25 protein-coding genes are annotated in these 26,163 nt (G+C 73.0%); 8 read left to right on the top strand and 17 right to left on the bottom strand.

Going from position 1 to position 26,163, the window contains the following annotated elements; genetic code table 11:
- The first annotated feature begins 127 nt into the window (after positions 1-127).
- A complete protein-coding gene (locus PUR56_RS36040; RefSeq protein WP_329952056.1) occupies positions 128-1,288 on the top strand; it encodes a hypothetical protein in 1,161 nt (386 codons plus the stop codon).
- Entirely contained in the window at positions 1,285-2,103 is an 819-nt protein-coding gene (locus PUR56_RS36035) for a hypothetical protein (protein ID WP_329952055.1), read from the top strand. The genes PUR56_RS36040 and PUR56_RS36035 overlap by 4 nt, the downstream gene beginning before the upstream one ends.
- A gap of 51 nt (positions 2,104-2,154) precedes the next feature.
- Here PUR56_RS36035 and hisF read toward each other — a convergent pair whose 3' ends face one another.
- The 8 genes from hisF to hisD are packed head-to-tail and all read right to left on the bottom strand — an operon-like array spanning position 2,155 to position 7,930.
- The gene (gene hisF, locus PUR56_RS36030; protein ID WP_329882106.1) at positions 2,155-2,925 is read right to left on the bottom strand and encodes an imidazole glycerol phosphate synthase subunit HisF; all 771 of its coding nucleotides are present in this window, start codon (positions 2,923-2,925) and stop codon (positions 2,155-2,157) included.
- Entirely contained in the window at positions 2,922-3,362 is a 441-nt protein-coding gene (locus PUR56_RS36025) for a Rid family hydrolase (protein WP_329882107.1), read from the bottom strand. Before PUR56_RS36025 ends, hisF begins: the two co-directional genes overlap by 4 nt.
- Positions 3,359-4,084 carry a bifunctional 1-(5-phosphoribosyl)-5-((5-phosphoribosylamino)methylideneamino)imidazole-4-carboxamide isomerase/phosphoribosylanthranilate isomerase PriA gene (priA, locus tag PUR56_RS36020; RefSeq protein WP_329952054.1) on the bottom strand — a complete coding sequence of 242 codons (726 nt, stop codon included), beginning with the start codon at positions 4,082-4,084 and terminating at the stop codon, positions 3,359-3,361. The genes PUR56_RS36025 and priA overlap by 4 nt, the downstream gene beginning before the upstream one ends.
- 22 nt (positions 4,085-4,106) lie before the next feature.
- On the bottom strand, positions 4,107-4,742 hold the full coding sequence (hisH, locus tag PUR56_RS36015) for an imidazole glycerol phosphate synthase subunit HisH (RefSeq protein WP_329882109.1): 636 nt from the start codon (positions 4,740-4,742) through the stop codon (positions 4,107-4,109).
- Positions 4,743-4,776: 34 nt separating this feature from the next.
- Positions 4,777-4,929 carry a hypothetical protein gene (locus tag PUR56_RS36010; protein ID WP_329882110.1) on the bottom strand — a complete coding sequence of 51 codons (153 nt, stop codon included), beginning with the start codon at positions 4,927-4,929 and terminating at the stop codon, positions 4,777-4,779.
- Positions 4,926-5,519 carry an imidazoleglycerol-phosphate dehydratase HisB gene (gene hisB / locus PUR56_RS36005; RefSeq protein WP_329882111.1) on the bottom strand — a complete coding sequence of 198 codons (594 nt, stop codon included), beginning with the start codon at positions 5,517-5,519 and terminating at the stop codon, positions 4,926-4,928. Before hisB ends, PUR56_RS36010 begins: the two co-directional genes overlap by 4 nt.
- A 6-nt stretch (positions 5,520-5,525) precedes the next feature.
- A complete protein-coding gene (locus PUR56_RS36000; RefSeq protein ID WP_329952053.1) occupies positions 5,526-6,626 on the bottom strand; it encodes a histidinol-phosphate transaminase in 1,101 nt (366 codons plus the stop codon).
- Positions 6,623-7,930 carry a histidinol dehydrogenase gene (hisD, locus tag PUR56_RS35995; RefSeq protein ID WP_329882113.1) on the bottom strand — a complete coding sequence of 436 codons (1,308 nt, stop codon included), beginning with the start codon at positions 7,928-7,930 and terminating at the stop codon, positions 6,623-6,625. The genes PUR56_RS36000 and hisD overlap by 4 nt, the downstream gene beginning before the upstream one ends.
- A gap of 93 nt (positions 7,931-8,023) precedes the next feature.
- On the opposite strand from hisD, the gene PUR56_RS35990 reads away from it, so the two are divergent.
- The 3 genes from PUR56_RS35990 (at position 8,024) to ybaK (ending at position 11,001) form a co-directional block, all read left to right on the top strand.
- On the top strand, positions 8,024-9,604 hold the full coding sequence (locus PUR56_RS35990; RefSeq protein ID WP_329882114.1) for an oxidoreductase: 1,581 nt from the start codon (positions 8,024-8,026) through the stop codon (positions 9,602-9,604).
- A 107-nt stretch (positions 9,605-9,711) separates the two neighbouring features.
- A complete protein-coding gene (locus PUR56_RS35985) occupies positions 9,712-10,440 on the top strand; it encodes an LON peptidase substrate-binding domain-containing protein (RefSeq protein WP_329882115.1) in 729 nt (242 codons plus the stop codon).
- Between the two features lie 66 nt (positions 10,441-10,506).
- A complete protein-coding gene (gene ybaK, locus PUR56_RS35980; protein ID WP_329882116.1) occupies positions 10,507-11,001 on the top strand; it encodes a Cys-tRNA(Pro) deacylase in 495 nt (164 codons plus the stop codon).
- Between the two features lie 42 nt (positions 11,002-11,043).
- Here ybaK and PUR56_RS35975 read toward each other — a convergent pair whose 3' ends face one another.
- From PUR56_RS35975 to PUR56_RS35950, 6 genes are all read right to left on the bottom strand, one after another.
- The gene (locus PUR56_RS35975) at positions 11,044-11,886 is read right to left on the bottom strand and encodes a proline-rich domain-containing protein (protein ID WP_329952052.1); all 843 of its coding nucleotides are present in this window, start codon (positions 11,884-11,886) and stop codon (positions 11,044-11,046) included.
- A 76-nt stretch (positions 11,887-11,962) separates the two neighbouring features.
- Positions 11,963-12,775 carry an ABC transporter permease gene (locus PUR56_RS35970; RefSeq protein WP_329882119.1) on the bottom strand — a complete coding sequence of 271 codons (813 nt, stop codon included), beginning with the start codon at positions 12,773-12,775 and terminating at the stop codon, positions 11,963-11,965.
- A complete protein-coding gene (locus PUR56_RS35965; RefSeq protein ID WP_329882120.1) occupies positions 12,772-13,770 on the bottom strand; it encodes an ABC transporter ATP-binding protein in 999 nt (332 codons plus the stop codon). The genes PUR56_RS35970 and PUR56_RS35965 overlap by 4 nt, the downstream gene beginning before the upstream one ends.
- 86 nt (positions 13,771-13,856) lie before the next feature.
- On the bottom strand, positions 13,857-15,128 hold the full coding sequence (locus PUR56_RS35960; protein WP_329882121.1) for an NYN domain-containing protein: 1,272 nt from the start codon (positions 15,126-15,128) through the stop codon (positions 13,857-13,859).
- 256 nt (positions 15,129-15,384) lie between these two features.
- Entirely contained in the window at positions 15,385-16,413 is a 1,029-nt protein-coding gene (locus PUR56_RS35955) for an aspartate-semialdehyde dehydrogenase (protein ID WP_329952051.1), read from the bottom strand.
- Between the two features lie 112 nt (positions 16,414-16,525).
- Positions 16,526-17,428 carry a dihydrodipicolinate synthase family protein gene (locus tag PUR56_RS35950; RefSeq protein ID WP_329952050.1) on the bottom strand — a complete coding sequence of 301 codons (903 nt, stop codon included), beginning with the start codon at positions 17,426-17,428 and terminating at the stop codon, positions 16,526-16,528.
- 72 nt (positions 17,429-17,500) lie between these two features.
- Between PUR56_RS35950 and PUR56_RS35945 the strand changes: the two genes are divergently transcribed.
- Positions 17,501-18,388: a LysR family transcriptional regulator gene (locus tag PUR56_RS35945; protein WP_329882125.1), complete on the top strand. Its 888-nt coding sequence runs from the start codon at positions 17,501-17,503 to the stop codon at positions 18,386-18,388.
- Between the two features lie 122 nt (positions 18,389-18,510).
- Here PUR56_RS35945 and dnaE read toward each other — a convergent pair whose 3' ends face one another.
- On the bottom strand, positions 18,511-22,044 hold the full coding sequence (gene dnaE / locus PUR56_RS35940; protein WP_329952049.1) for a DNA polymerase III subunit alpha: 3,534 nt from the start codon (positions 22,042-22,044) through the stop codon (positions 18,511-18,513).
- A gap of 189 nt (positions 22,045-22,233) precedes the next feature.
- Between dnaE and PUR56_RS35935 the strand changes: the two genes are divergently transcribed.
- On the top strand, positions 22,234-23,562 hold the full coding sequence (locus tag PUR56_RS35935) for a DUF2252 domain-containing protein (protein WP_329952048.1): 1,329 nt from the start codon (positions 22,234-22,236) through the stop codon (positions 23,560-23,562).
- Here the strand turns inward: PUR56_RS35935 and PUR56_RS35930 are convergent, their stop codons facing one another.
- Positions 23,563-24,780, bottom strand: a complete 1,218-nt coding sequence (locus PUR56_RS35930) for a hypothetical protein (RefSeq protein WP_329952047.1) — start codon at positions 24,778-24,780, stop codon at positions 23,563-23,565. It lies immediately after the preceding gene.
- Between the two features lie 235 nt (positions 24,781-25,015).
- Between PUR56_RS35930 and PUR56_RS35925 the strand changes: the two genes are divergently transcribed.
- Entirely contained in the window at positions 25,016-25,243 is a 228-nt protein-coding gene (locus PUR56_RS35925; RefSeq protein WP_329952046.1) for a DUF397 domain-containing protein, read from the top strand.
- Positions 25,244-25,817: 574 nt separating this feature from the next.
- Here the strand turns inward: PUR56_RS35925 and PUR56_RS35920 are convergent.
- Positions 25,818-26,060, bottom strand: a complete 243-nt coding sequence (locus tag PUR56_RS35920) for a DUF397 domain-containing protein (RefSeq protein ID WP_329952045.1) — start codon at positions 26,058-26,060, stop codon at positions 25,818-25,820.
- Between the last annotated feature and the right edge of the window lie 103 nt (positions 26,061-26,163).

Raw genomic sequence — 26,163 nt, 5'->3', positions numbered from 1 at the left:
ACGGAACCCTTGCGAAGCCCCCGAACCCGTCCTGCGACGGGTTCGGGCCGCCGCCGGCGCGCTCTACTACGCCCCGGGCCCGCCCGCGGGGCCCGTGGTGCGGACCGCTCGTACGGAAAGGGCGCTCATGTCTTCGATCCCGGTGACCGTGGTGGGTCCACGATCCTCCGGCAAGACCGTGTACCTGGCCAGTCTCTTCGCCAGGCTCTCCCAGCAGGACCCCGGACTCGGCTTCTCGGTGACCCTGCCGCTCGGCCAGTCCCAGCAGCTCAACGCCGTCTACGAGCAGGTCGTCGGCCCGGGCGACTGGCCGATCCCCTCCACCCCGGCGGACTTCCCGGTCTGGGACTTCACCTGCACCGTCAGCACTCCGGCGCGGCGGCGGCTCACCCCGTTCGCCGTCTCCTACGTCGACTACAGCGGCGAGCTCCTCACCCAGGGGGACCTGTACCCGGAGTCGCTGGAGAAGCTCGACCGGCTGATGACCGCCTCGCCCTTCCTGCTGATCCTGCTGGACGGCGAGAGGGTTCTGCGCTTCCTGGCCGGCGACAACCGGCTGATCAGCGAGTACCGGCCCGTCTTCAGCCACCTCGGTGCCAACCAGGACGCGGTGGTCCACTTCGTCCTGACCAAGTGGGACCTGCTGGAGGCGGCCGGCCACACCCTGGAGCAGGTGGCCGACCGGCTCTGCGCGACGCGGGAGTTCCGGCTCTTCGTCGACGGCCGACGCGCGTTGCAGGGCGACGGCGGCGTGATCCGGCTCATCCCCGTCAGCTCGGTGGGCCGCGGCTTCGCCCGCCTCGACGAGAACGGCCACGTGGTCAAGACGCCCGGCGCCCGGCCCGACCCGCTCGACGTCGAGGTGCCGTTCATGGCCGTCGTGGTGGACCTCTTCACGACCGAGCTGAGGAAGTACACCCGGGCCCGGGAGAACCCCGCCGTCCGTGCGCCGGGGAACTCCGAGGGCCTGCTGCGGATCTTCCGGCGGGTCAGCGCCGGCATGCCGCTGGTCCGGGCGTTCCTCGCCACCCGTGCCACCAGGAACCCGCTGCTGAAGACCGCCGGCGAGGTCGTCGTCGACGCCCTCGCCGAGTACGTCGACGAGCAGGCGCGGCGCCACGGCCGCCGGATCGAGGAGAGTGCCGCCCAGCTGCGCCGGGCGGTCGAGCAGGCCGCCACCGACCAGCAGGCACTGGTCCGCATCGCCAAGGCGTTCCAGGCCCGGCTGGAGGAGTTCGAGGACGAGCACCCCGGCTCCCGGCTCGACCTCTGGACGGCCCGGGCATGAGCGCCGCCGCCGGCACCCGCCGGCAGACGGTCTGGCCGTTCGCCATCGTCTGCGCCCCGACCACCGGCTACGGGCTCGCCGCCGCGCCGGACTTCCTGGTCGAACGCCGCCGGGCGTCCGTCCTCAGCAGCACCGCGGGCGGCAGCCTGAACGGCTCCGCCTCCCTGGTGCAGCTGATCGGCGCCGACGGCGGAAGCTTCTGGCTGCTCTACCGGATGGTCCCGCTGAGCGCCCGGGAGGTGGACCAGGAGGGCGAGGTCGCCCGCAGCGGCAGCCGGATCGCACCCCTGGTCGAGGGGGTGGTCACCCTGGAACGGCCCACCGGCCGGCCCACCGCCGCGTACTTCGACGCGGTGCACGAGCTGGTCCGGGGCTCGGTCCGGAGCTACTTCCTCGCCGACAACCCGCGCCGCCCCGTGGATCCGCTCCCGGGCACGACCGACCTCCCCGGCCCGGCCGAGGGCGGCGAGGAGCTGCCGCTGACCGAACTGGAACCGCGCCGGACGAAGGAGCTCCTGCACGTCGTCGACGTGCCTCTCCCACCCGGGGGGCGGAGCGGGGCCACCGGGCCCGCGCCCGCTCCCGATCCCGCCGGGTCTGCTGCACGGGACCGCGCGGGTCCTGACCTCGGCGGGGCGGGGGCTGATCCTGCTCGGCGGGATCCTGGAGTCGCTCGCGGCCCCGGACCGGTAGCGCCCGCCGGGACGCCGGGGGCTCCGGGCGTCCCGGGCGGATTCGGCCGTCCCGCCCTCGCCGTCATCGGAGCACTGAGCCTGCTGGTGCTCGTCCTGCTGGTGCTGCTCGCCCTGAAGTGACTCCGGGGCGGGCACCCCGGAGTCCCGGGGCGCCGGGTGCCCGGCCCGCCCTCAGCGGACCGGCTGCCCGGCCTCCCGCAGCGCGTTCTTGACCTCGCCGATCCGCAGGTCGCCGAAGTGGAAGACGCTGGCGGCCAGCACCGCGTCCGCACCGGCCTCCACCGCCGGGGCGAAGTCGGCGAGCTTCCCGGCGCCGCCGGAGGCGATCACCGGCACCGAGACGGTCTTGCGGACGGCCCGGATCAGCTCCAGGTCGTACCCGTCCTTGGTGCCGTCCGCGTCCATCGAGTTGAGCAGGATCTCGCCCGCGCCCAGCTCGGCGGCGCGCCCGGCCCACTCGACGGCGTCCAGGCCGGTGCCCTGGCGCCCGCCGTGCGTGGTGACCTCGAAGCCCGACTCCGTCTCGGTACCGGGCGGGCAGCGCCGGGCGTCGACCGAGAGGACCAGCACCTGACGGCCGAACCGCCGGGCGATCTCCCGGACCAGCTCCGGCCGGGCGATGGCCGCGGTGTTGACGCCGACCTTGTCGGCGCCGGCCCGGAGCAGCTTGTCGACGTCCTCGACGGCGCGGACGCCGCCGCCGACGGTGAGCGGGATGAAGACCTGCTCGGCGGTGCGGCGCACCACGTCGTAGGTGGTCTCGCGGTCGCCGGAGGAGGCGGTGATGTCGAGGAAGGTCAGCTCGTCCGCACCCTCGGCGTCGTAGAGCTTGGCCATCTCGACCGGGTCGCCGGCGTCCCGCAGGTTCTGGAAGTTGACGCCCTTGACCACGCGGCCGGCGTCGACGTCCAGGCAAGGGATGACACGTACTGCGAGGGTCACTGCTGTCTGCCTTCCAGAGTCTTGGCGAGCCCGGCACGATAGGCGTCGATCTCGACCTCGACCATCATCCGGGAGTCGACCAGGCCCTCGACCACCACCATGGTGGCGGCCGGACGGACCGTGTCGAAGAGGAACTTGTGGGCGCGGCCGGCCTCGGAGCAGTCCCGGGCGTGGGTCACGTACATCCGGGTGCGGACCACGTCCGCGAGGGTGAGGCCGAACCGTTCGAGGGCCTCGCGCGCCGTCCCGAAGGCGGCGAGCGTCTGCCCGTACGGGTCGCCCTCGTGGTGGACGACGCCGTCGACGTCGAGGGCGGTGGCGCCGGACACGAAGAGGAAGTCCCCGGCCGCGACGGCTCGGGAGAAGCCGAACTCCTCCTCCTGGGGGAAGGAGCCCGGTACTCGGTCGAGCCGCCGCGCGGCCGGGGGTTCGCTCATCGGGACACTGCCTCCAGGGCCTCTTCGAGGGTGAACTTCTGCTCGTAGAGTGCCTTGCCGACGATCGCGCCCTCGACTCCCTCGCCGACCAGCGTCGCGATCGCCCGGAGGTCGTCCAGCGAGGAGACACCGCCGGAGGCGACCACGGGGCGGTCGGTGGCGGCGCAGACGTCGCGCAGCAGCTGCAGGTTGGGGCCGGTCAGGGTGCCGTCGCGGTTGACGTCGGTGACCACGTACCGGGCGCAGCCCTCGGAGTCGAGGCGGGCCAGCACGTCGAAGAGCTGTCCGCCGTCGCGGGTCCAGCCGCGGCCGCGCAGGGTGGTGCCGACCACGTCCAAGCCGACGGCGATCTTGTCGCCGTGCTCGGCGATGACCTTGGCGACCCACTCCGGGCTCTCCAGGGCGGCGGTGCCGAGGTTCACCCGGGTGCAGCCGGTGGCGAGCGCGGCGGCCAGCGACTCGTCGTCGCGGATGCCGCCGGACAGCTCGACCTTGATGTCGAGGGCGGCGGTGACCTCGCGGAGCAGCTCGCGGTTGGAGCCGGTGCCGAAGGCGGCGTCGAGGTCGACCAGGTGAAGCCACTCGGCGCCGGCGCTCTGCCAGGCGAGGGCGGCGGCGAGCGGCTCGCCGAAGGAGGTCTCGGTGCCGGAGGCGCCCTTGACCAGGCGGACGGCCTGGCCGTCCCGGACGTCGACGGCGGGGAGCAGTTCGAGGCGGCTCATAGTGTTGGCAACTCTCAGATCGTCAGAGGGTGCTGACCCAGTTGGTCAGCAGGGCGGCGCCGGCGTCGCCGGACTTCTCCGGGTGGAACTGGGTGGCCCAGAGCGGACCGTTCTCGACGGCCGCCACGAACGGCTCGCCGTGGGTGGCCCAGGTCACCAGCGGGGGGTTGATCCGCGCGCTGTGGACCTCCAGCTCCCAGCTGCGCACCGCGTAGGAGTGCACGAAGTAGAAGCGGGTGTCGGCGTCGAGGCCGGCGAACATCCGGCCGTCCGCGGGGGCGTCGACGGTGTTCCAGCCCATGTGCGGGACGACCGGCGCCTCCAGCGGTTCCACGGTGCCCGGCCACTCGTCGCAGCCGGCGGTCTCGACGCCGTGCTCGACCCCCCGCTCGAAGAGGATCTGCATGCCGACGCAGATGCCCATGACGGGGCGGCCCCCGGCGAGCCGGCGGCCGATGATCCAGTCACCGCGGACGGCCCTCAGCCCGCGCATGCAGGCCTCGAAGGCGCCCACGCCGGGGACGAGCAGGCCGTCCGCGTCCATCGCGGTCCGGAAGTCGGACGTGACGGTGACGTTCGCCCCGGTGCGCTCCAGGGCGCGCTGGGCCGAGCGGAGGTTGCCGGAGCCGTAGTCGAGCACGACGACGTTCTTGCCCATGTTCAGGTGTCCAGTCTTTCGGTCGCTCGACGGATTACAGGCGCATCAGGCCGGAGACGAGACACATCACCGAGCCGAGCGCGAGCACCACGATGACGCCCTTCGGGATCTTCTGCTTCCAGAACGAGATCACGCCGCCGGCCAGGAAGAGGCCGACGAAGAGAAGGACGATCGCAGACTTGCTCACAGCGCACCCTTGGTCGACGGGAGGATGCCGGCCGCGCGCGGGTCGCGCTCGGCGGCGTAGCGCAGCGCCCGGGCCAACGCCTTGAACTGGCACTCCACGATGTGGTGCGCGTTGCGCCCGTACGGCACGTGGACGTGCAGGGCGATCTGCGCCTGGGCCACGAAGGACTCCAGGATGTGCCGGGTCATGGTGGTGTCGTAGGTGCCGATCATCGGCGCCATCGTCTCCGGCTCGGTGTGCACCAGGTAGGGGCGGCCGGAGAGGTCGACGGTGACCTGCGCGAGCGACTCGTCCAGCGGCACGGTGCAGTTGCCGAACCGGTAGATGCCGACCTTGTCGCCGAGCGCCTGCTTGAAGGCGCCGCCGAGGGCGAGGGCGGTGTCCTCGATGGTGTGGTGGGTGTCGATGTGCAGGTCGCCCTCGGTCTTCACGGTGAGGTCGAAGAGTCCGTGCCGGCCGAGCTGGTCCAGCATGTGGTCGTAGAAGCCGACGCCCGTGGAGATGTCGGTCTTCCCGGTGCCGTCGAGGTCTATCTCGACCAGGACCGAGGTCTCCTTGGTGGTGCGTTCGACGCGTCCGATGCGGGTCATGCGGGGTTACAGCTCCTTGATCACTTTGGCGACGGCGTCCAGGAAGGCGTCGTTCTCGGCGGGGGTGCCGGCGGTGACGCGCAGCCACCCCGGGACGCCGTTGTCACGGACCAGGACGCCGCGGTCGAGGATGGCCTGCCAGACGGCGTGGGTGTCGGCGAAGCGGCCGAACTGGACGAAGTTGGCGTCCGAGTCGGTCACCTCCAGCCCGAGCCCGCGCAGGGCGTCGACCAGCCGGTCGCGCTCGGCCTTGAGCCGGCCGACGTAGCCGAGCAGGGTGTCGGTGTGTTCCAGGCAGGCCAGCGCGGTGGCCTGGGTGACGGCCGACAGGTGGTAGGGCAGGCGGACCAGCTGGACCGCGTCCACCACCGCCGGGTCGGCGGCCAGGTAGCCCAGGCGCAGCCCTGCGGCGCCGAAGGCCTTGGACATGGTGCGGGTGACCACCAGGTTGGGGCGGCCCTCGATCAGCTCCAGCAGCGAGTCCCGGTGCGAGAACTCGACGTACGCCTCGTCGACCACCACCAGGCTGGGCCGGGCGGCCTGCGCGGCCTCGTACAGCCGCAGCACGACGTCGGCCTCGACGGCGGTGCCGGTCGGGTTGTTCGGCGAGCAGACGAACACGACGTTCGGCCGGTGCTCGGCGATGGCGGCGACGGCCGCGTCGAGGTCGATGGTGAAGTCCTCGTTGCGCGGCCCGGAGATCCAGCCGGTGCCGGTGCCCCGGGAGATCAGGGCGTGCATCGAGTAGGAGGGCTCGAAGCCGAGCGCGGTGCGGCCGGGGCCGCCGAAGGTCTGCAGCAGCTGCTGGAGCACCTCGTTGGAGCCGTTCGCGGCCCACACGTTCGCCCGGGCGACCGGGAAGCCGGTGGTGCGGGTCAGGTAGGCCGCCAGGCCCTCGCGCAGCTCGACCGCGTCCCGGTCCGGGTAGCGGTTGAGGCCGCGGGCGGCCTCGGCGACCCGTTCGGCGATCCGGGCCACCAGCTCCTCGGGGAGCCGGTACGGGTTCTCGTTGGTGTTCAGCTGGACGGGCACGTCGAGCTGGGGCGCGCCGTACGGGGACTGCCCGCGCAGCTCGTCGCGGATGGGAAGGGAGTCGATGGTGCTCACGCGCCCGGCACACTCCAGTCGAATCGGGCCTTGATCGCGTCGCCGTGACCGGGCAGGTCCTCGGCGTCCGCCAGGGTGACGACGTGCGCGGCGATGCCGGCCAGTGCCTCGCGGTCGTACTCGACGACCTGCACGCCGCGCAGGAAGGTCTGCACGGACAGGCCCGAGGAGTGGCAGGCGCAGCCGCCGGTGGGCAGCACGTGGTTGGAGCCGGCGGCGTAGTCGCCGAGCGAGACCGGCGTGTACCGGCCGATGAAGATCGCGCCCGCGTTGCGGACCCGGGCGGCGACCGCGTGGGCGTCCCGGGTCTGGATCTCCAGGTGCTCGGCCGCGTAGGCGTCGACCACCGCGAGGCCCTGGTCGAGGTCGTCGACCAGGATGACGCCGGACTGCCGGCCGCCCAGGGCCTCGGCGACCCGCTCGCTGTGCCGGGTCCGGGTGACCTGCACCTTCAGCTCGGCCTCCACCGCCTCGGCCAGCTCGGGCGAGTCGGTGACCAGCACCGAACCCGAGGTCGGGCCGTGCTCGGCCTGGCTGATCAGGTCGGCGGCGACCTCGCGCGGGTCGGCGCTGTCGTCGGCGAGGACGGCGATCTCGGTCGGGCCGGCCTCCGAGTCGATGCCGATCCGGCCGGCGAAGTAGCGCTTCGCGGCGGCGACGTAGATGTTCCCGGGGCCGGTGACCATGTTCACCGGCTCGCACTCCTCGGTGCCGAGCGCGAACATGGCGACCGCCTGGGCGCCGCCGACCGCGTACACCTCGGTGACGCCGAGCAGCGCGCAGGCCGCCAGGATGGTCGGGTGCACGCGGCCGCCGAAGGCCTTCTGCGGCGGCGAGGTGACCGCGATGCCGCGGACACCGGCCTCCTGGGCCGGCACCACGTTCATCACAACGGAGGACGGGTAGACCGCCAGGCCGCCCGGTACGTACAGCCCGACCCGGTCCACCGGCACCCAGCGCTGGGTGACCGTGCCGCCGGGCACCACCTGGGTGGTGTGCCCCTCGCGGCGCTGGTCGGCGTGCACCGTGCGGGCCCGGCGGATCGACTCCTCCAGTGCGGCGCGCACCTTCGGGTCGAGCGTCTCCAGGGCCTCGGCGAGCTGCTCGGCGGGGACCCGGGTGGTCTCCAGCCGCACCCCGTCGAAGCGCTCGGTGATCTCGATCAGCGCCTGTACGCCCCGATGGTGCACGTCCTCGGCGATCGGCCGCACCGTCTCCAGGGCGGCCGCCACGTCGAACTCGGCACGGGGCAGCAGGTCACGCGGGTCGTCGAGCGAGCCGCGGAGGTCGATTCGAGAGATCACGCCACCCAGTGTAAGGAGTGGCCGGAACGGGCGGCCCCGCATTTCAGTCCGTGATACGAAGAGCGAGACGACCGGGGGAAGCAGGGGGGAACCATGACCGAACGGGCACCCGACGGCTGGACGGTGACCGAGCAGGGGCTCTGGCACGCGTTCCGGCACGGCCGGATCCACGACCTGCGGGTCGGCGTGGCCGAGCAGGACGACCCGTTCGGCGACGCCGACTGGGGGCCCGGGCGCACCGTCCGCGCCGAGGTGCTCTCCCGGCTGTTGCTGGACGGGCCCACCGCCGTCTCCGGCCGGGTCGCCTCGCTCAAGCTGACCGGCGCCCTGATCGCCGGCCCGCTGCGACTGGCCGGCGGCACCATCAGCCACTACGTCGAACTGCACGAGTGCCGGTTCGAGCAGAAGGTCCTGATGTCCGAGGCCGAGGCGGGCACGGTGCGCTTCGTCGGCTGCCTGATCCCGCGCCTGGAGGCCTCCCGGCTCGCCACCTCCGGCGACCTGCACCTGGCCCGCTGCCGCCTCCCGCAGGGGGTCCGGCTCACCGACGCCCGGATCGGCACCGACCTGCTGCTCAACCAGGCCGTGCTCGGCGGCGACCGGTTCGGCCGGGCGCTGTCCGCCGACGGCCTCGCCGTCAGCCAGGACTTCGAGGCCGAGCGGCTGGAGGCCGTCGGCGAGATCAGCCTGCGCACCGCCCGGATCGGCGGCCGGTTCTCGCTGCGCGGCGCCCGGCTGCAGGCCGTCCCGGAGAACCCCAACGCGCTCAACGCCCCGCGAATAACCGTCGGCCACACGCTGTACCTGAGCAGCTCGGCGGACCGGGGCTGGACCGACTCGCAGTCCTACTACGGCTCCGGCTACGGCCAGGTCATCCCGCCCAGCGCCTCCAGCACCCCGTTCCGCGCGTACGGCCGGGTCCGGCTCTCCGACGGCCGGTTCGAGAACGCCTGCCTGATCTCCGGCGCCGAGTTCCACCTCGGGGAGGGGGACGAGCTCGCGCTGCGCCGGATCCAGACCCCCGAGCTGCGGTTCACCTGCCGCACCCCGCCCACCGGGCCGGTCTCGCTCTCCCGCGCACGGATCGGCAACCTGGTCGACTCCCCCGAGGCCTGGCCGCACGGCCGCCACCTGGGCCTCACCGGCTTCACCTACGAGTGCCTGCGCCCGGCCGTGCCGTTCACCGTCCGGCAGCGGATCGCCTGGCTGGAGGGCTCCTCGGTCGACTTCCAGCCCGAGTCGTACGAGCAGCTGGCCGCCGCCCTGCGCCGGGACGGCGCCGACGACGACGCCCGCGAGGTGCTCTACGCCAAGCAGCGCCGCCGCCGGCAGACCCTGCCGCTGCCGTCCAGGATCTGGGGCCGGATCCAGGACGCCACCGTCGGCTACGGCTTCCGCCCCAACCGGGCCGCGCTCTGGCTGCTGCTCGCCTGGGCGCTCGGCAGCCTCTACTTCGCCACCCACGAGCTGCAGCCGCTCAAGGCCGACGAGCGGCCGCACTGGAACCCGGTGCTCTACGCGCTCGGCCAGCTGCTGCCCGTGGTCGACCTCGGCCAGCAGGGCTGGAACCCCGGCGGGACCTCCCAGTGGGTGGCCGCCGGCCTGGTCATCGTCGGGTGGGTGCTCGCCACCACCGTCGCCGCCGGCGCCAGCCGGATGCTCCAGCGCGGCTAGAACCGGCCCCGGCAACGGGCCCCCGGGACGGGTGGGGGCACCCGGCCGGGGCCCCGTGCCGGTAACCCCCGGGCGCCCGCCCGCCCCGGGGAACTACGCTGTCCGCCGTGACAGAACGGCTGCCCCTCTTCCCGCTGAACACCGTGCTCTACCCGGGCCTGGTGCTGCCCCTGAACGTCTTCGAGGAGCGCTACCGCCGTCTCGTCGCCGACCTGCTCGCCCTGCCCGAGGACCAGCCCCGGCGGTTCGGCGTGCTGGCCATCAAGGACGGCCGCGAGGTCGCCCCGGTCCGCCCCGACGACGGCCCGGCCGGCCCGCTGAACGGCCTCGGCACCGTCACCGGCGACCCGCTGGAGGCGCTCCACCACATCGGCTGCGTCGCCGACCTCACCTCCGTCCAGCCCCAGCCGGACGGCCGGTACGAGCTGCTGGTCACCGGCACCACCCGGTTCCGGCTCCGCTCGGCCGACACCGGCGGCCCGTACCTGACCGGCGAGGCCGAGCCGATCGAGGAGCGCACCGGGGAGGGCTCCGGCGCCCTCGCCTCCGAGGTCGAACGCGCCTTCCGGACGTACCAGAAGCGCCTGGCCGGCGCCCGCGAGGCCAGCACCGTCGGCCGCCAGGAGCTGCCCGACGACCCCCAGGTGCTCTCCTACCTGGTCGCCGCCGCGACCGTCCTGGAGACCCCGCTCAAGCAGAAGCTGCTCGCCTCCCCCGACAACGCCCAGCGGCTGCGCCTCGAACTCGACCTGCTCCGCCGCGAGACGGCCGTGCTCGGCTGGCTCCCCTCGCTGCCCGCCGCCGACCTCACCCGCCAGTCCTTCAGCCCCAACTGACCGGCCCGGGGCGGCCCGGCCCGGGCGGCCCCGGGACCGGGCAGCCCGTCCACCGGAGGCCCGCACATGGCCAAGAAGCCGAAGAAGGGCGGCCAGGGCACCCCTGCCACCGTCGCCCTAGAGACCGCCGCCGTGCCGTTCACCGTCCACGCCTACGCGCACGACCCGGCCGCCGCCTCCTACGGCGGCGAGGCCGCCGAGGCCCTCGGCGTCCCGGCCGACCGGGTCTTCAAGACCCTGGTCGCCGACGTCGACGGCGTCCTCACCGTGGGCGTCGTCCCGGTCGCCGGCAGGCTCGACCTCAAGGCCCTGGCCGCCGCCGTCGGCGGCAAGCGCGCCGTGATGGCCGACCCGGCGGCGGCCGAACGCAGCAGCGGCTACGTCCTGGGCGGCATCTCCCCCCTGGGTCAGCGCCGTCCGCTGCGCACCGTCGTCGACGCCGGCGCGCTCGCCCATCCCACCGTCTACGTCTCGGCCGGCCGCCGGGGCCTGGAGGTCGAGCTGGCCCCGGCCGACCTGATCACCCTCACCGCGGCGCGCACCGCCCCGATCACCCGCTGAGGCCCTCAGGGCCCCGGGAGCGCACAGGGGCGCCCGGGGGAGTCAGCCCCGCCGCCCGTCCTCCGGCGGCAGCGGGCGGGCGTCCTCCGGCGGCACCGGCCGGGCGTCCACCGGCGGCACCGGCCCCGGATGCTCCGGGTGTCCCGGGTGTCCCGGGAACGCCTGCCCCGCGCCCTCCGGGGGCACCGGCGCGCCGTACGGCCCCGCCCAGTACGGCGGCGGGTCCTCCTCGCGCTTCCCGAACGCCGCCGACAGCGCGAGCAGCACCACCATCGCCGCCATCGGCCAAGCCAGCACCGCCCCGTACGCACCGAGGTCGATGTCCGCCCGGAAGTGCCCGCCGTTCCCGACCCGCCGGGCCTCCGCGATCAGGTCGCGGCTCGGCCCGAGCCACCGTCCCAGCCCCCAGGCGCCGACCGAGGCGAGCAGCCCGCCGACGGCGAGCCCGAGGGCGACGGCGATCCCGCCGCCGCGCTTGCGGGTGACCAGGAACGCCCCGAGCGCCGTCAGCACGCCCATGCCCAGCCCGATCAGCACGAAGACGCTGTCCGCGCCGGCCCGCTGCTCCCCCTCCGGGTCGCCGTAGAGGATCTTGTTGCCGTCCACCACCAGTGGCACCTTGGGCGCCAGCCAGGCCCACAGCCCGGCCATCGCCACGCCCAGCACCAGACAGGCCAGGACCGTGATCGCACCGATCCGCAGCTCGGGCGCCAGCCGCTGCAGGGAGGGCTCGTTCGACCGCTTCGCGGAGACCAGGTCCAGCACCGGGTAGGAACCCGGCGCCGGGGCCCGCGGCGGCGCGTACGGATCGGGAACGGCGTCCGCGACGGCGTCGGCGTCGGCGTCGGCTCGCGCGGGATCCGGAGGTGTGTTCGGTACGGTCACGGTGCCATCGTTTCACGACCGCCGCCGCGGCGACCGCGCCACCCGCGCACCCCGGCCCGGCGGGCGCGGGCCGCGCCTACCGCCGGGTCGCCCGCCGGTAGGCCCACGTGGCGGCCGCCAGCGACACCACGCCCACCCCGGCGCAGACCGCCAGGTCGCCGAGCACCGCCGCCCAGTCCGGGTCCGGTTCGAAGGTCCGTGCGAACGCCTCGACCCCGTACGTGGAGGGGAGCAGGTCGCGCATCCAGAGCACCGGCTGCGGCAGGTGGTCGACCGGCAGGACGCCGAGCAGCAGCGCGGCCGACATGCCGAGCTGCCCGAGCATGGTGGCCAGCTCCTGCCGGGGCGCGAGCAGCCCGCAGATCGCTCCGAGCCCGGAGAGCGCCGCACCGGCCAGCGGCACCACCGCGAGCAGCACCCACAGCTGTCCGAGCGGCAGCCCGAACATGACGGCGCCCGCGCCCGCCGTGACCAGCGTCCCGGGCAGCGTGAACGAGGCGTACGCGGCGGCCGCCCCGAGCACCACCGAGGCGGCCGGCACCGGCAGCGTCGCGTAGTGGTCGAGGCCGCCGGTGGCCCGCAGCCGGCCGAAGTACTGGGCGAGCAGGTTGAGCGCGACGAACGCGACCACCAGCACGCTGGAGCCGGCCACCACGTACCGGGCGGCCGAGGTCTGCCCGGCGTCGACCACGCCCCGCATCATCACCAGGATGCCGAGCGACTGGAAGGTGGCCACGAACAGCAGCGGGATCCGCGCCACCCGGGCCCGCGCCAGCTGCGCCCGGTAGACCGCGGCGAGGGCGGGCAGCAGCCGGGCCGCCGGCGCGAGCGGGGCGGGCCCGCCGCCCGTGGCCGGTGCGGTCCGTGGCGGAGCCGAGAGCAGCGTCACTTGGCCAGTCCTCCGTGGCGGCCGCCCAGCTTGAGGTACGCGTCCTCAAGGCTCGGGGTGGCCAGAGTGAAGTCGTCCAGGGCCGCGAAGGCCGGGCCGGTGGTGACGGCGGCGACCAGTTCGCGGGCCTGCTCGGGGGTGGTGCGGACGGTCCAGCGGCGGCCGGTGCGCTCGGCCCGTTCCGCGAGCGCGGCCACGGCGGGGACGCCGAGCGGCGCCTCGTCCCGCCAGACCAGGTCGAGCCGGACGTCGCCGTCGACCAGCGCCTTGAGGCCGCCCGGAGTGTCACAGGCGATGATCCGGCCGTCGTCGACCACGGCGACCCGGTCCAGCACGGTCTCCGCCTCGATGACGTTGTGGGTGACCAGCAGCACGGTCGCGGCCCGCTCGGCCCGGCGCCGCTCCACGGCGGCCCAGACGGCCCGGCGGGCGATCGGGTCCATGCCGGTGGTGGGCTCGTCGAGGACGAGCAGCGGCCGGTCGCCGACCAGGGCGGCGGCGAAGCAGGCGAGCCGGCGCTGGCCGCCGGAGAGCTTGGCGAGCGGCCGGTGGGCGAGCGGCTCCAGCGCCAGCTCGGTGATCACCTCGTCGGCCGCCGCCCGGGCCTGCGCCCGGCCGAGGCCGCGCAGCCGGCCGGTGGTCTCGGCGGCGAGGGCGACGGTCAGCTCATCCAGCGCGGTCGACTCCTGCCCGAGGTAGCCCAGCAGTCTGGCGGCCCGCTCGGGGTGCTTGACCACGTCGTGGCCGAGCAGCTCGATCGAACCGGAGTCGGGCCGCAGCAGCCCGGTCAGCTGGCGGACCAGGGTGGACTTGCCGGCGCCGTTGGGTCCGAGCAGCCCGAAGATCTCCCCCTGCCGAACGGTCAGGGTGATGCCGTCGTTGGCCCGGATCTCGGTGGCGGCGGCGCCGCGCCCGGCGCGGTACGTCCTCACGAGGTCGCGCACGGCGCAGCACGGCGAGGTCTTCTGGGGTGCCCGCCCGGCCGTCTCGCTCACGACCGACGACTCTACGCGGTGCAACCGGCGAACCGGACAAGGGGGCCCGTTCCGCCACCCCTTCGCAGGTCAGTCGTCCCGGCAGGTCAGTCGTCGACGACCAGCTCCCCACCGGGGACGCGGGCGGCGAGCTCCTTCCAGAAGCCGGCCCGGATCGCGTACCGGTCGTGCTCGTCGATCTGGTCGTCCTTGTGGGCGAGCAGGCCGAACCGGGCGGCGTAGCGGAGCAGCTCGCCGTCGACCCGGTGCGGGATGCGCGGGTAGTCGGGCCAGAGCACGGTGAGCCGTTCGACGTCACCGAGCCGCCCGGTCCATCGGCGGGCGAAGACCTGGCCGACCTCGTGGGCGTCGCCGCCGATCGTGGTGATGTCCTCCTCGCGGTCGGCCCAGCGCTGTTCGGCGGTGGTGAGCTGGGCGAGGGTGGGCAGGCCGTCGCCGGCGGTGACGGCCGGTTCGGGGACGGGCCGGTCGACCCAGCCGCGGTCGGAGGACCAGCGCAGCACCGGACCGGCCTGCTGGTGGTGGGCCGCGGGGGCCGGCCGGTCGACGCTGCGCCCGGCGAGGTCCTTGGGGGTGGGGACGACCTTGAGCGCGGTGGCCGACTGCGGTCGACCGTTGGCCACCGGGACGGTGACGGCGGCGGGGGCGGGGGCGGGAGCGCCTGCGGCCGGGCGGACGGCGGCCGACGCGGCGGCGGGCAACGTGCCGGGCAGCGTGCCGGGAAGGGCGGCGGGGGGCGCGGTGGGCGGGGCGGCGAGGATCTTGACGATCTCGTGGCGGGGGCCGGGAGCGGGGAAGACGGCGGAGGTCTCGCGGAGGCTGAACGAGCCCTCGATCCACTCGCGGTCCAGGACCCGCCGTTCGTCGGCCTCGCCGACCAGGTCCTCGGACTGGTTGAAGTCGCCGTCGGCGGCCTGGAGCGCCCAGAGGTGGACGACGACGCCGTGTTCCTTGGCGGACATCATGCCGGGCAGCAGGTCCCCGTCCCCGGTGATCAGGACGACGTCGGCGCAGGCCCGGTTGCGGGCGAGTTCGGACAGCTCGGCGTGCATCGCCGCGTCGACGCCCTTCTGCACCCAGCGGCCCTCGGCCCGGGTGAGCGCGCCGAGCCGGACGGTGACCCGGGGCAGGACCCGGAGGCGGCGGTGCTCCGGCATCGGGCGCCGCTCGGGGGCGGCGTCGAACCAGTAGATGCGCAGCAGCGGCAGGCCGGTCTCGGCCTCGGCCCGCTCGCGCAGGGCGGCGATCAGCGCGGTGTGGTCGACGGAGATCTTGGACCGCGACGGGTCTCCGGCGAGCAGGCTGGCGGCGGCGCCCAGCAGGTATCCGGCGTCCACCAGGACGACACAGCGGTCCATCGCGCACCTCGTTCCGCTCGCCCTCGGGGTCCGGCTCCGCCGGGGGCGGCGGTTCCGTGGTGGGCGCGGTCCGCCCGGCTCCCGGGCGGGGAGGGGGTGAGGGGGTGCCCGCAACCGCCCGATCGTTGGGTCACCTTTTCCCCCTGGTTCGCCGGCCGAACCTCGGCGGTCCGTCGCGGTCCCGCAACAGGTCGAAGGGCCCCGCCGGCTCGGCGGGACCCTTCGTGCCGGTGGTGCCGGGTGCCCGGCCCCCGGGTCAGCCCTTGAGTTCGGCGGCGACCAGCTCGGCCAGCTGGACGGCGTTGAGCGCGGCGCCCTTGCGCAGGTTGTCGTTGGAGACGAACAGCGAGAGGCCGTTCTCGACCGTCTCGTCGGCACGGATGCGGCCGACGAAGCTCGGGTCGCGGCCGGCGGCCTGGAGCGGCGTGGGGATCTCGCTCAGCTCGACGCCGGGGGCGCCGGCGAGCAGCTCGGCGGCCCGCTCGGGGCTGATCGGACGCTCGAAGCGGGCGTTGATCTGCAGCGAGTGGCCGGAGAAGACCGGGACGCGCACGCAGGTGCCGGCGACCTTCAGGCCGGGGATGCCGAGGATCTTGCGGCTCTCGTGGCGGAGCTTCTGCTCCTCGTCGGTCTCGTTGGAGCCGTCGTCGACGATCGCGCCGGCCAGCGGCAGCACGTTGAAGGCGATCGGGCGCTTGTAGACCTGCGGCTCGGGGAACTCGACCGCGGAGCCGTCGTGGGCGAGCGCGGAGGCGCCGTCAACCACCTTGGCGGCCTGGTCCTGCAGCTCGGCCACGCCGGCCACGCCGCTGCCGGAGACCGCCTGGTAGGTGGAGACGACCAGGGCGGCGAGTCCTGCCTCGTCGTGCAGCGGGCGCAGCACGGGCATGGCGGCCATGGTGGTGCAGTTCGGGTTGGCGATGATGCCCTTGGGCCGGTCGGCGATGGCCTGCGGGTTGACCTCGGAGACGACCAGCGGGACGTCGGGGTCGCGGCGCCAGGCGGAGGAGTTGTCGATGACGACGGCGCCCGCGGCGGCGGCCTTGGGGGCGAGCTCCTTGGAGGTGGAGCCGCCGGCGGAGAAGATCACGATGTCCAGGCCGGTGTAGTCGGCCGTGGCCGCGTCCTCGACCGTGACCTCGGTGTCCTGCCACGGCAGGGTGCGTCCGGCCGAACGGGCCGAGGCGAACAGCCGCAGCTGCTCCACCGGGAAGTTCCGCTCCGCCAGGATCTCGCGGACCACGCCGCCGACCTGACCGGTGGCCCCGACAATGCCGATCTTCATTTCCGACTACTCCTCTTGATCGTGCTGTTCACAGCCGCAACACTCCGCCCATCATGCCTTGTCACGGGCGGAATCCGGCCTGGTATTCCACGGTGTGAGAGGCCCGGACCCCTCAGTGGTCCAGACCAGTGGCCAGCTCCAGGGCCCGCGCTACCTCGGCCGGCCCGGCCGGCAGCAGCGGCAGCCGGACGTCCGGGGTCGGGATCCGCCCCTGCGCGTGCAGCACGCCCTTCACCACCGACGGGTTCGGCGCCGCGAAGGCGGCGAGCGCCAGCCCGGTCAGCCGGTGGCCCAGCGCACGGGCGCGTGCCGCGTCCCCGGCCTCCCACGCCTCCACCAGTTCGACGAAGCGCGCGGTGGCCAGGTGGGCGGCGGCGGGGATGCCGCCGGTGGCGCCCAGGGCCAGCAGCGGCGAGAGGAAGGCGTCCTCCCCCGACAGCACCGCGAACCCCTCCGGCGCGGCGGCGAGCAGTTCCACCGCGGCCTGGTCCACCCCGCCGGTGGCGTACTTCACGCCCACCACGCCCGGCAGGGCCGCGAGCTCCAGCAGCGCGCCGGCCGACAGGTCCTGCCCGGTCCGGTACGGGATGTGGTAGACGACCAGCGGTACCGAACTCGCCTCGGCCAGCGCCCGGAAGTGCGCGACCGTCCCGGCCTCGCCGGGCCGCACGAAGGACGGCACGGTGACCAGCGCGGCGGTCACGCCCGGCACCCGCCCGGCGAGCCCCGCCAGCTCCGCCGCGGCCGCCCGGGTGTCCGGCCCGCCGGCGCCGACCAGCAGCCGGGCGCCCCGGTCGGCGCAGACCGCCGCGCAGACCTCGACGACCGCGCGCCGCTCGGCGTCGTCCAGGGTGGCCGGCTCCCCCGTGGTGCCGAGGGCCACCAGCCCGGCCGCGCCGGCGTCCAGCAGCGAGCCGGCCAGCTTCTCCAGCGCGTCGAGGGCGACCGAGCCGTCGGCCGCGAAGGGGGTGATCAGCGGGACGTGGATGCCGTGGAGAGCCGTGGTGTGTTCCATGACGACGATCCTGCGGCCGGCCGATCGCACAGGTCCAGTTCACATTTCCGAGGCTTCTCGTAAGCTGAGCCGATGCTCGACGTCCGACGCCTGCGCCTGCTGCGCGAACTGGCCCACCTCGGCACCATCGCCGCCGTCGCCGAGGCGCTCTCGTTCAGCCCCTCGGCGGTGTCCCAGCAACTGTCCGTCCTGGAGAAGGAGGCCGGCGTCCCGCTCCTCGAACGCACCGGCCGCCGGGTCGCCCTCACCCCGGCGGGTCTGAACCTGGTCCGGCACGCCGAGGCGGTGTTGGAGCGGCTGGAACAGGCCGACGCCGAACTCGCCCACGCCCGTGAGGGGTTGGCTGGCCCGCTCCGAATCGGCACCTACCCGTCGGCGGCCCGTGCGATCATCCCCGCCCTGCTCGCCGAACTGGCCGGCTGGCACCCGGGGCTGGAGCCGATGGTCACCGAGGTCGACCCGGCCGCCGTGGCGGCGGCGCTGCGCGCCGGGGAGCTGGACGTCGCCCTGGTGCACGAGTACGACCTGGTCCCGGCCGATCCGGAGCCGGGGCTGGCGGTGACCCGGCCGGTCTTCACCGAGCCGATGTACCTCGCGGCCCGGGGTCCGGGCAGCGTGGCCGACCAGCGCACCGAGCCCTGGATCCTCGCCCCGGCCGGCACCCTCTGCCACACGATGGCCGTCCGGGCCTGCGAGAGCGCCGGGTTCGCGCCCCGGATCCGCCACCAGATCGACGACTTCGCCACCGTGCTCGCCCTGGTCGCGGCGGGCCAGGGCGTGGCCCTGGTGCCCCACCTCGGCACCGCGGAGCCGCCGCCCGGCGTCACCCTCACCCGGCTGCCGATGTACCGCCGCACCCGGACGGCCTTCCGGGCCGGCGCCGGGGCCCACCCCGCGATCTCCGCGTTCGTCTCGGCCCTGTACACCGCCGTCCCGCCGGGGCTGCGCGGCTCGGCCTGAACGCGCCGGGGCGCCCACCCCCGGAAGGGTGGACGCCCCGCTCGGCCCACGGCCGCACCGGGCCGGCCGCGGCACGGCCGGTCGGTCAAGGGCCGGTCAGCCGGTCAGGAGGCCAGGGCCGGTCAGCCGGCCAGGCAGCTCGGCCCGAGCAGCTGCTTCAGGTCCCCGAACAGCGCCGGATCCGACTTCACCCGGTGCCGGTCCAGCCGCAGCACGGTCGTCCTGTCCCGCGCCTCCAGCCGCACCCGCACCTCGGTCGTCCCCCGGTGGCTGCTCAGCACCTCGCCGAGCCTGGCCACCAGCGGCGGCGTCACCTTCACGCTCGGGATGTTGATGATGATCGGCGCGTCGGCGTGCGCGTTGGACAGGTCCGGAACCGACAGCTCCATCCCCATCAGCCGCGGCACGTCCTCCCGCTTGTCCAGCTTGCCGCGGACGAACACCACCGCGTCCTCGACCAGTTGCGAGGAGACCAGCTGGTAGCTGGCCGGGAAGAACATGCAGTCGATCGAGCCCGCCAGGTCCTCGACCGTCGCGATCGCCCAGGCGTTGCCCTGCTTGGTCATCTTCCGCTGGAGGCCCGAGATGATGCCGCCGATGGTGACGATGGTGCCGTCCGGCCGTTCGGCGAGGTCGGCGACCGCGCAGTCCGCCTTGTCGGAGAGCACGTGCTCGATGCCGTGCAGGGGGTGCGAGGAGACGTACAGGCCGAGCATCTCCCGCTCCTGGGTCAGCAGGAACGACTTCTCCCACTCGTCCTCGGAGAAGACGACGTCCAGCCCGAAGCTCGGCTCGTCGGCGTCCGCGTCGCCGCCGAAGAGGTCGAACTGCCCCTCGGCCTCCTTGCGCTTGACCCCGACCACGTTGTCGATCATCGGCTCGAACTGCGCGGTCAGGCCCTTGCGGGTGTGCCCGAGCGAGTCGAACGAACCCGCCTTGATCAGCGATTCCACGGTCCGCTTGTTGCAGACCACCGACTCCACCTTGTCCAGGAAGTCGGGGAAGGAGACGAACTTCCCCTTCGCCTTCCTGGTCCGGATCATCGACTCGACGACCGGCCCTCCGACGTTGCGGATGGCGGTGAGGCCGAAGCGGACCAGGGTGTCCCCGTGCGGGGTGAAGTCGGAGTCCGACTCGTTGACGTCCGGCGGGAGCACCTGGATGCCCATCTTGCGGCACTCGTTGAGGTAGACCGCCGACTTGTCCTTGTCGTCCTTGACCGAGGTCAGCAGGCCGGACATGTACTCGGCCGGGTAGTTGGCCTTGAGGTACGCCGTCCAGTACGAGACCAGCCCGTACCCGGCCGTGTGCGCCTTGTTGAACGCGTAGCCGGAGAAGGGGACCAGGACGTCCCAGACCGCCTGGATCGCCGCGTCCGAGTAGCCGTGCTCGCGGCAGCCCCGCTGGAAGGGGACGAACTCCGCCTCCAGGATCTCCTTCTTCTTCTTGCCCATGGCGCGGCGCAGCAGGTCGGCCTGGCCGAGCGAGTAGCCGGCCAGGATCTGCGCGGCCTTCTGCACCTGCTCCTGGTAGACGATCAGGCCGTACGTCGGCTTGAGGATCTCCTCCAGGGGCTTCTCCAGCTCCGGGTGGATCGGGGTGATCTCCTGCTGGCCGTTCTTGCGCAGCGCGTAGTTGGTGTGCGAGTTGACGCCCATCGGGCCGGGCCGGTACAGCGCCAGCACCGCGGAGATGTCCTCGAAGTTGTCGGGCTTCATCAGGCGCAGCAGCGAGCGCATGGGGCCGCCGTCGAGCTGGAAGACGCCGAGCGTGTCGCCGCGCGCCAGCAGCTCGTAGGTCGGTTTGTCGTCCAGGGGCAGATCAAGCAGGTTGATCTTGATGCCCTTGTTCTTCTCGATCGCCTTGACGGCGTCGTCCATGATCGTCAGGTTGCGCAGGCCGAGGAAGTCCATCTTGAGAAGGCCGAGGCCCTCACAGGTGGGGTAGTCGAACTGCGTGATGGTGACGCCGTCGGTGTGCCGGGTCCAGACCGGGATGTGGTCGGTCAGCGGCTCGGCGGACATGATGACGCCGGCGGCGTGCACGCCGGGCTGGCGGATCAGGCCCTCGATGCCGCGCGCGGTGTCGATGACCTTGCGCACGTCCGGGTCGGTCTCGTACAGCCCGCGGATCTCACCGGCCTCGCCGTAGCGCGGGTGGCTGGTGTCCGTGATGCCGGACAGCGGGATGCCCTTGCCCATGACGTCCGGCGGCATCGCCTTGGTGATCCGGTCACCCATCGCGTACGGGTAGCCCAGGACCCGCGAGGAGTCCTTGATGGCGGCCTTCGCCTTGATGGTGCCGTACGTGACGATCATGGCGACCTTGTCGGACCCCCACTTGTCCGTCACGTACCGGATCACGTCACCGCGCCGGCGCTCGTCGAAGTCGATGTCGACGTCGGGCATGGAGATGCGCTCGGGGTTGAGGAAGCGCTCGAAGATCAGACCGTGCGGGATGGGGTCGAGGTCGGTGATGCCCATCGCGTACGCGACCAGCGAGCCGGCCGCCGAACCACGGCCCGGGCCCACCGCGATGCCCTGTTCCTTGGCCCACATGATGAAGTCGGCGACCACGAGGAAGTACGCCGGGAACCCCATCTGGATGATGGTGTCCATCTCGTACTCGGCGAGCTTCTTGTGCTCCTCGTCGTAACCCTCGGGGAAGCGCCAGTCCATGCCCTTCCACACCTGGGACTTGAAGAAGTCCGCCTCGGACTCGAAGCCCTCCGGGATGGGGAAGCGCGGCATCAGGTTCTTGAACTCGAACATGCCCGCGGTGTCGACCCGGGAGGCGACCAGCAGCTGGCTGTTCCGGCAGCCCTCCTGCCAGGCGTCCGAGGAGTCCAGCCCGTACATCTCGGCGGCCGACTTGATGTAGTAGCCGGTGCCGTCGAAGCGGAAGCGGTCCGGGTCGGAGAGGTTCTTGCCGGTCTGCACGCAGAGCAGCAGGTCGTGGGCGCCGGCGTCGCTCTCGGTGGTGTAGTGCGAGTCGTTGGTGACCACCGGCGGGATGTTCAGCTTCTTGCTGATCTCCAGCAGCCCGTCCCGGACCCGCTTCTCGATGTCCAGGCCGTGGTCCATCAGCTCAAGGAAGTAGTTCTCCTTGCCGAAGATGTCCTGGTAGTCGGCGGCGGACTTGACCGCCTCGTCGAAGTGGCCCAGCCGCAGCCGGGTCTGCACCTCGCCGGACGGGCAGCCCGTGGTGGCCATCAGGCCGGCCGCGTGCTCGGCGATGATCTCCTTGTCCATCCGGGGCCACTTCACGAGCCAGCCCTCGGCGTACGAGCGCGAGGTCAGCTTGAAGAGGTTGTGCAGGCCCTCCCTGTTCCGGGCCCAGATGGTCTTGTGGGTGTAGGCGCCGGACGCCGAGACGTCGTCCTTCTTCTGGTGCGGCTGGCCCCACAGGATGCGCTTGGTGTTGGACCGGGACTCCGGGGCGACGTACGCCTCGATCCCGATCACCGGGGTGATGCCCGCGGCGGTGGCCTGCTTGTGGAACTCGGCCGCGCCGTACATGTTGCCGTGGTCGGTCATCGCGACATGGGTCTGCCCCAGCCGCTCGACCTCCTTGAACAACTGCTTCAGCCGGGCGGCACCGTCCAGCATCGAGTACTCGGTGTGGACGTGCAGATGCGCGTACGGCTGGTCGCTCAAGGCGGGGCCTCCGGAGGCTCGTGCTGTCTGGCTGGCCGGTGAACGCGCAGGTCACGGGCAGTGCGCCTGGAAACAGTTGCGGCCCGAGCCACTCCCGGGGCCCGGACCAGCACTCACGCGTTCACGCTCCTACTCTAGCCTCCGGACGCACCCGCCTCCGGCCACGCGCCGCGCCCCGAAGGATCGCCCATGCCTCACCAGCAGCCCACCGCCACCGACCGTGCCGAAACGGTACTCAGCGTCTTCGAAACAGCCTTCGGCGACCTGCTCGCCCAGGATCCGGCGGCGTTCCGGGTCAAGTTCCGGAAGATGGCGGCGTCCGCCTTCGCGTTCTACCGGGGCACCGCCGGCCTCTACTACGCGGACCTCACCACCGAGCCGTTCGCGTCCTTCGGCGCGCCGTTCCTCGACGAGCGCACCAGCCGGGTCTGGATCCACGGCGACCTCCACGCGGAGAACTTCGGCACCTACCTGAACGCCGAGGGCCGCCTGGTCTTCAACGTCAACGACTTCGACGAGGCCTACGTCGGCGCCTTCACCTGGGACGTCCAGCGGCTCGCCGCCTCCCTCGCGCTGATCGGCTACGCCAAGGCGCTCTCGGACGCGACGATCACCGAGCTGGTCACCGCCTTCGCCACCGCCTACCGGGCCCGGATCTCCGCCCACGTCACGACCGGCGACGCCGACCCGTACACCCTGGACACCACCACCGGCCCGGTCCTCGACACCCTCCGGCAGGCCCGGGTGCGGACCCGGGTCTCGCTCCTCGACGGCGACACCGTCGTCGAGGGCTACGACCGCCGCTTCCGCCTCGGCGGCGGCGCGATCGAACTCGACGAGCCCACCAGGACCGAGGTGCTGGCCGCGTTCGAGGACTACCTGACCACCCTGCCGCCGGCCTCCCGCACCCGCCCGGCCGCGCTGCGGGTCAAGGACGTCGTCGGCCGCCGGGGGATCGGCATCGGCTCGGCCGGCCTGCCGTCGTACAACCTCCTGCTCGAAGGGCACACCGACGCCCTGGAGAACGACGTGATCATCTACATGAAGCAGGGGCAGACCCCGGCCGCCTCGCGCCACGTCACCGATCCCACCATCGCCGACTACTTCGAGCACGAGGGCCACCGCACGGTCATCTCCCAGCGCGCCCTCCAGTCCCACAGCGACCCGTGGCTCGGGTACACGACGCTGCGCGGCCGCGGCCAGCTGGTCGCCGAGGTCTCCCCGTACGCGACGGACCTCGACTGGACCGACCTCAACGAACTGCCCGACCTGCTCGCCGTGACCAGGTACCTGGGCCGGGCCACCGCCACCATGCACGCGGCGGCCGACGAGTCCTCCAGCGGCCACACCCTGGTGCCGTTCTCCACCGAGCACGCGATCGACGAAGCCCTCGCCCGGGACGAGGCCGGCTTCACCGCGATGCTCGTCGACTTCGCCCACGCCTACGGCGCCCGGGCCCGCGCCGACCACCAGCTCTTCGTGGACCTCTACCGCAACGGCCGCATCCCCGGCCTCTGATCACCCGCCGGTCAGGGCCGCCAGCCGCTCCCCGGCGGCGGCCCTGACCTCGGGCTCCTCCAGCGCGTCGTCCCGCAGGTACGCGAGCCGCTCCCTGACGTCCGCCCGGTCCGGCGCGTGCCGCGCCCCGAGCAGCCGGGCCCCGGCCTCACAGTCCCAGAGACACTCCAGGTACACCTTGTCCAGGCCCGTCCGATCGATCTCCGCCAGCGCCTCCAGGTAGCGCACGCGCTCGTACGAGTGCGGCGTCCACAACCAGAACCGCCGGAGCAGCGACACCGCGTCCCGGGCCGCCGTCCCGAACCGCCGCAGCCCGTCGGCCGTCCTCATCGGCCCGCACCACCGCCGCTCCACCCAGTCCCGTTCCAGGTCGGCGACCAGCACCGGAACGTCCTCGGCCGTCCCGTGCCCGGCCAGCACCGCGTGACCCAGCAACCGCAGCCATCCGGGCTCCGTGACGGCGGCCCACTCCCGGGCGGCGGGCACCGCCAGGGGCCCGAGCTTCTCGACCACCCCGATCAGCGGCCACAGGACGTACGTCCCGTCCGCCGTCCCCAGCGACGGCACCAGGGGGATCACCCCGGGCTCCGGACCCCGGTCGTCGATCACGTCGAGCGCGGCGGTCCTGCGCTCCTCCGACTCCCCGGGATCCGCCAGCAGCTCCAACAGCCCGGCGTTGTCGACGTCCGCCAACGGCTTCCGCTCCCGGGGCCCGTGCACCGGCCCGGGCCCGGCCAGCTCCCACCGGTACCACGGCTCCCCCCAGCGGTCCTCCGGGTCCCGCTCCGCCCGCTCCCGCCCGGTCTCCGCCAGGTCGTCCCACCACTCCACCGGCCACCGGTGCGCCATCTCCTCCAGCGCCGCGACCCAGTGCTCCCCCTCCTCCACGTACTCCCGCAGCGACTCCCGGGCCTCCCCCGACCCGTCCAGCGCGAGCAGCGCCAACACCCGCGCGGCTCGCCCGCTCGCTTCCTCCCCCGCGCCGAGCCCCTCCGCCACCGGCCCCAGCGGCAGCTCCAAGTCCCTCACCAGCCGGGCCAGATAGAGCCCCCGCTGGTCGACCGAGTCCCACCGCCAGTCCCACCGGACGCAGCCGTAGACGATCTCGGCAGCGGCCGCAGGATCCTCGACGGCCATCCGCGCCCCCAGCCCCCGCCCCCGCTGCACCAGCCCCGCCAGCGTCGCCGCCGGCGCATACCGCCCCTCACTCATCACCATCCCCCCATCCTCCCCTCCACGGCACATCCCCCACGGCGCAGACCACCTTGCCGTCCGGCATCGGCTCCCACCACCAGCCCCCGCACCGCAACGAGGCCCCGCCCGCACTCCCCGGGCTCGCGGGGAGCACACGTGCCGAAGAACTACACCGAAGTTTCGACCATCTACGGGCTCGGGCTCTCGGCCCACCCGAGACCTACGCTCGGCTGACCAGCATGCTCAAGGAGAGTCACACGTGATCAACAAGCCCGATCCCGCCGAGACCGATTTCTCCGATGTCGCCTGGGAGAAGTCCCCGTTCAGCGGCGGCAGTGACAACTGCGTCGAGTTCGGCGTGATCGGCCAGTTCGTCGCCGTCCGCGACTCCAAGAACCCCACACAGACCCCGCTGGTCTACACCCGCTCCGAGATCCGCGCCATGGTCGACGGCGCCAAGGCCGGCGCCTTCGACCACCTGCGCTGAACTTCCTCCGGTTCCGACACGATACGGCCGCCTTCGTCGCACACGACGAAGGCGGCCGGGCCCTACCCTTGCGTTCCTGGACTCACAACTGAGGTGGCACGCCTGGTCGGGCACGGAAGCCCTGGCCAGATCCTGTTGGGACACACGATCACGTACTGTCCCGACCACCGGCTGTCCGACACCCAACAGGACCACACCGCGTCGGATCCAACAGCCAGCTGCTCACTTGCAGCCTGACGGCGTTCCGCCAGCGGCAACCAGTGGTCACCCTCCGGCAAGTGCTCCCGGTATCGAGCCGCCAGCCACGCGACTGCATCACCCACAGTCGCCCAGGTACCCCGCACTTGACTGACTGGCCGCTGCAACCACCAGCCCGTCATCATCGGTGGAAGCTCCGAGTACCGGAATCCTCCGCCCTCCACCGGCCTACGCTCCGACTCCTTCGCCAACAGTCGGCCATCACCAGCCCACTCATAGCCGTGATAATGCAACTGCGCCCCTCCTCAAAGACACTGCTGCCCTGGCCGCCCGCAGCACTTCGGGCGGCCAGGGCTGGCATCGGACCGAGCAGCACTCAGAGCGACAGGCCGAACCTCAGAGGATCGATCCCCGCGGCGCTCAACTCCTCGACAGTGAAGAGCAACGGCTGCCCGTCCGGACGCTTGCTGTCGCTGAGGGCGAACACGCCCGGGGCGTCCGGCACGACGCCGAGAGTCACGCAGGTCTCGGTGTCGTCGCCCCCTCCCTGGTTGCCGCCGCACGCACGGTAGAACTCGACCCGCGACAGGTCGAGTTCGTAGAGGTTGCGCCCACTCATCGTCTACACCTTCCTGGTGAATTCGAGCGAGAATTCCCCGCGCCACCAAGATAGGTCCAACCAGCGGCCCGATCCACGGCTATTCACGTGACCGCATAATTTC

This window comes from Streptomyces sp. BE303 (assembly GCF_036290945.1).
GTDB lineage: Bacteria > Actinomycetota > Actinomycetes > Streptomycetales > Streptomycetaceae > Kitasatospora.
This window is presented reverse-complemented; position numbering and strand designations above follow the sequence as displayed.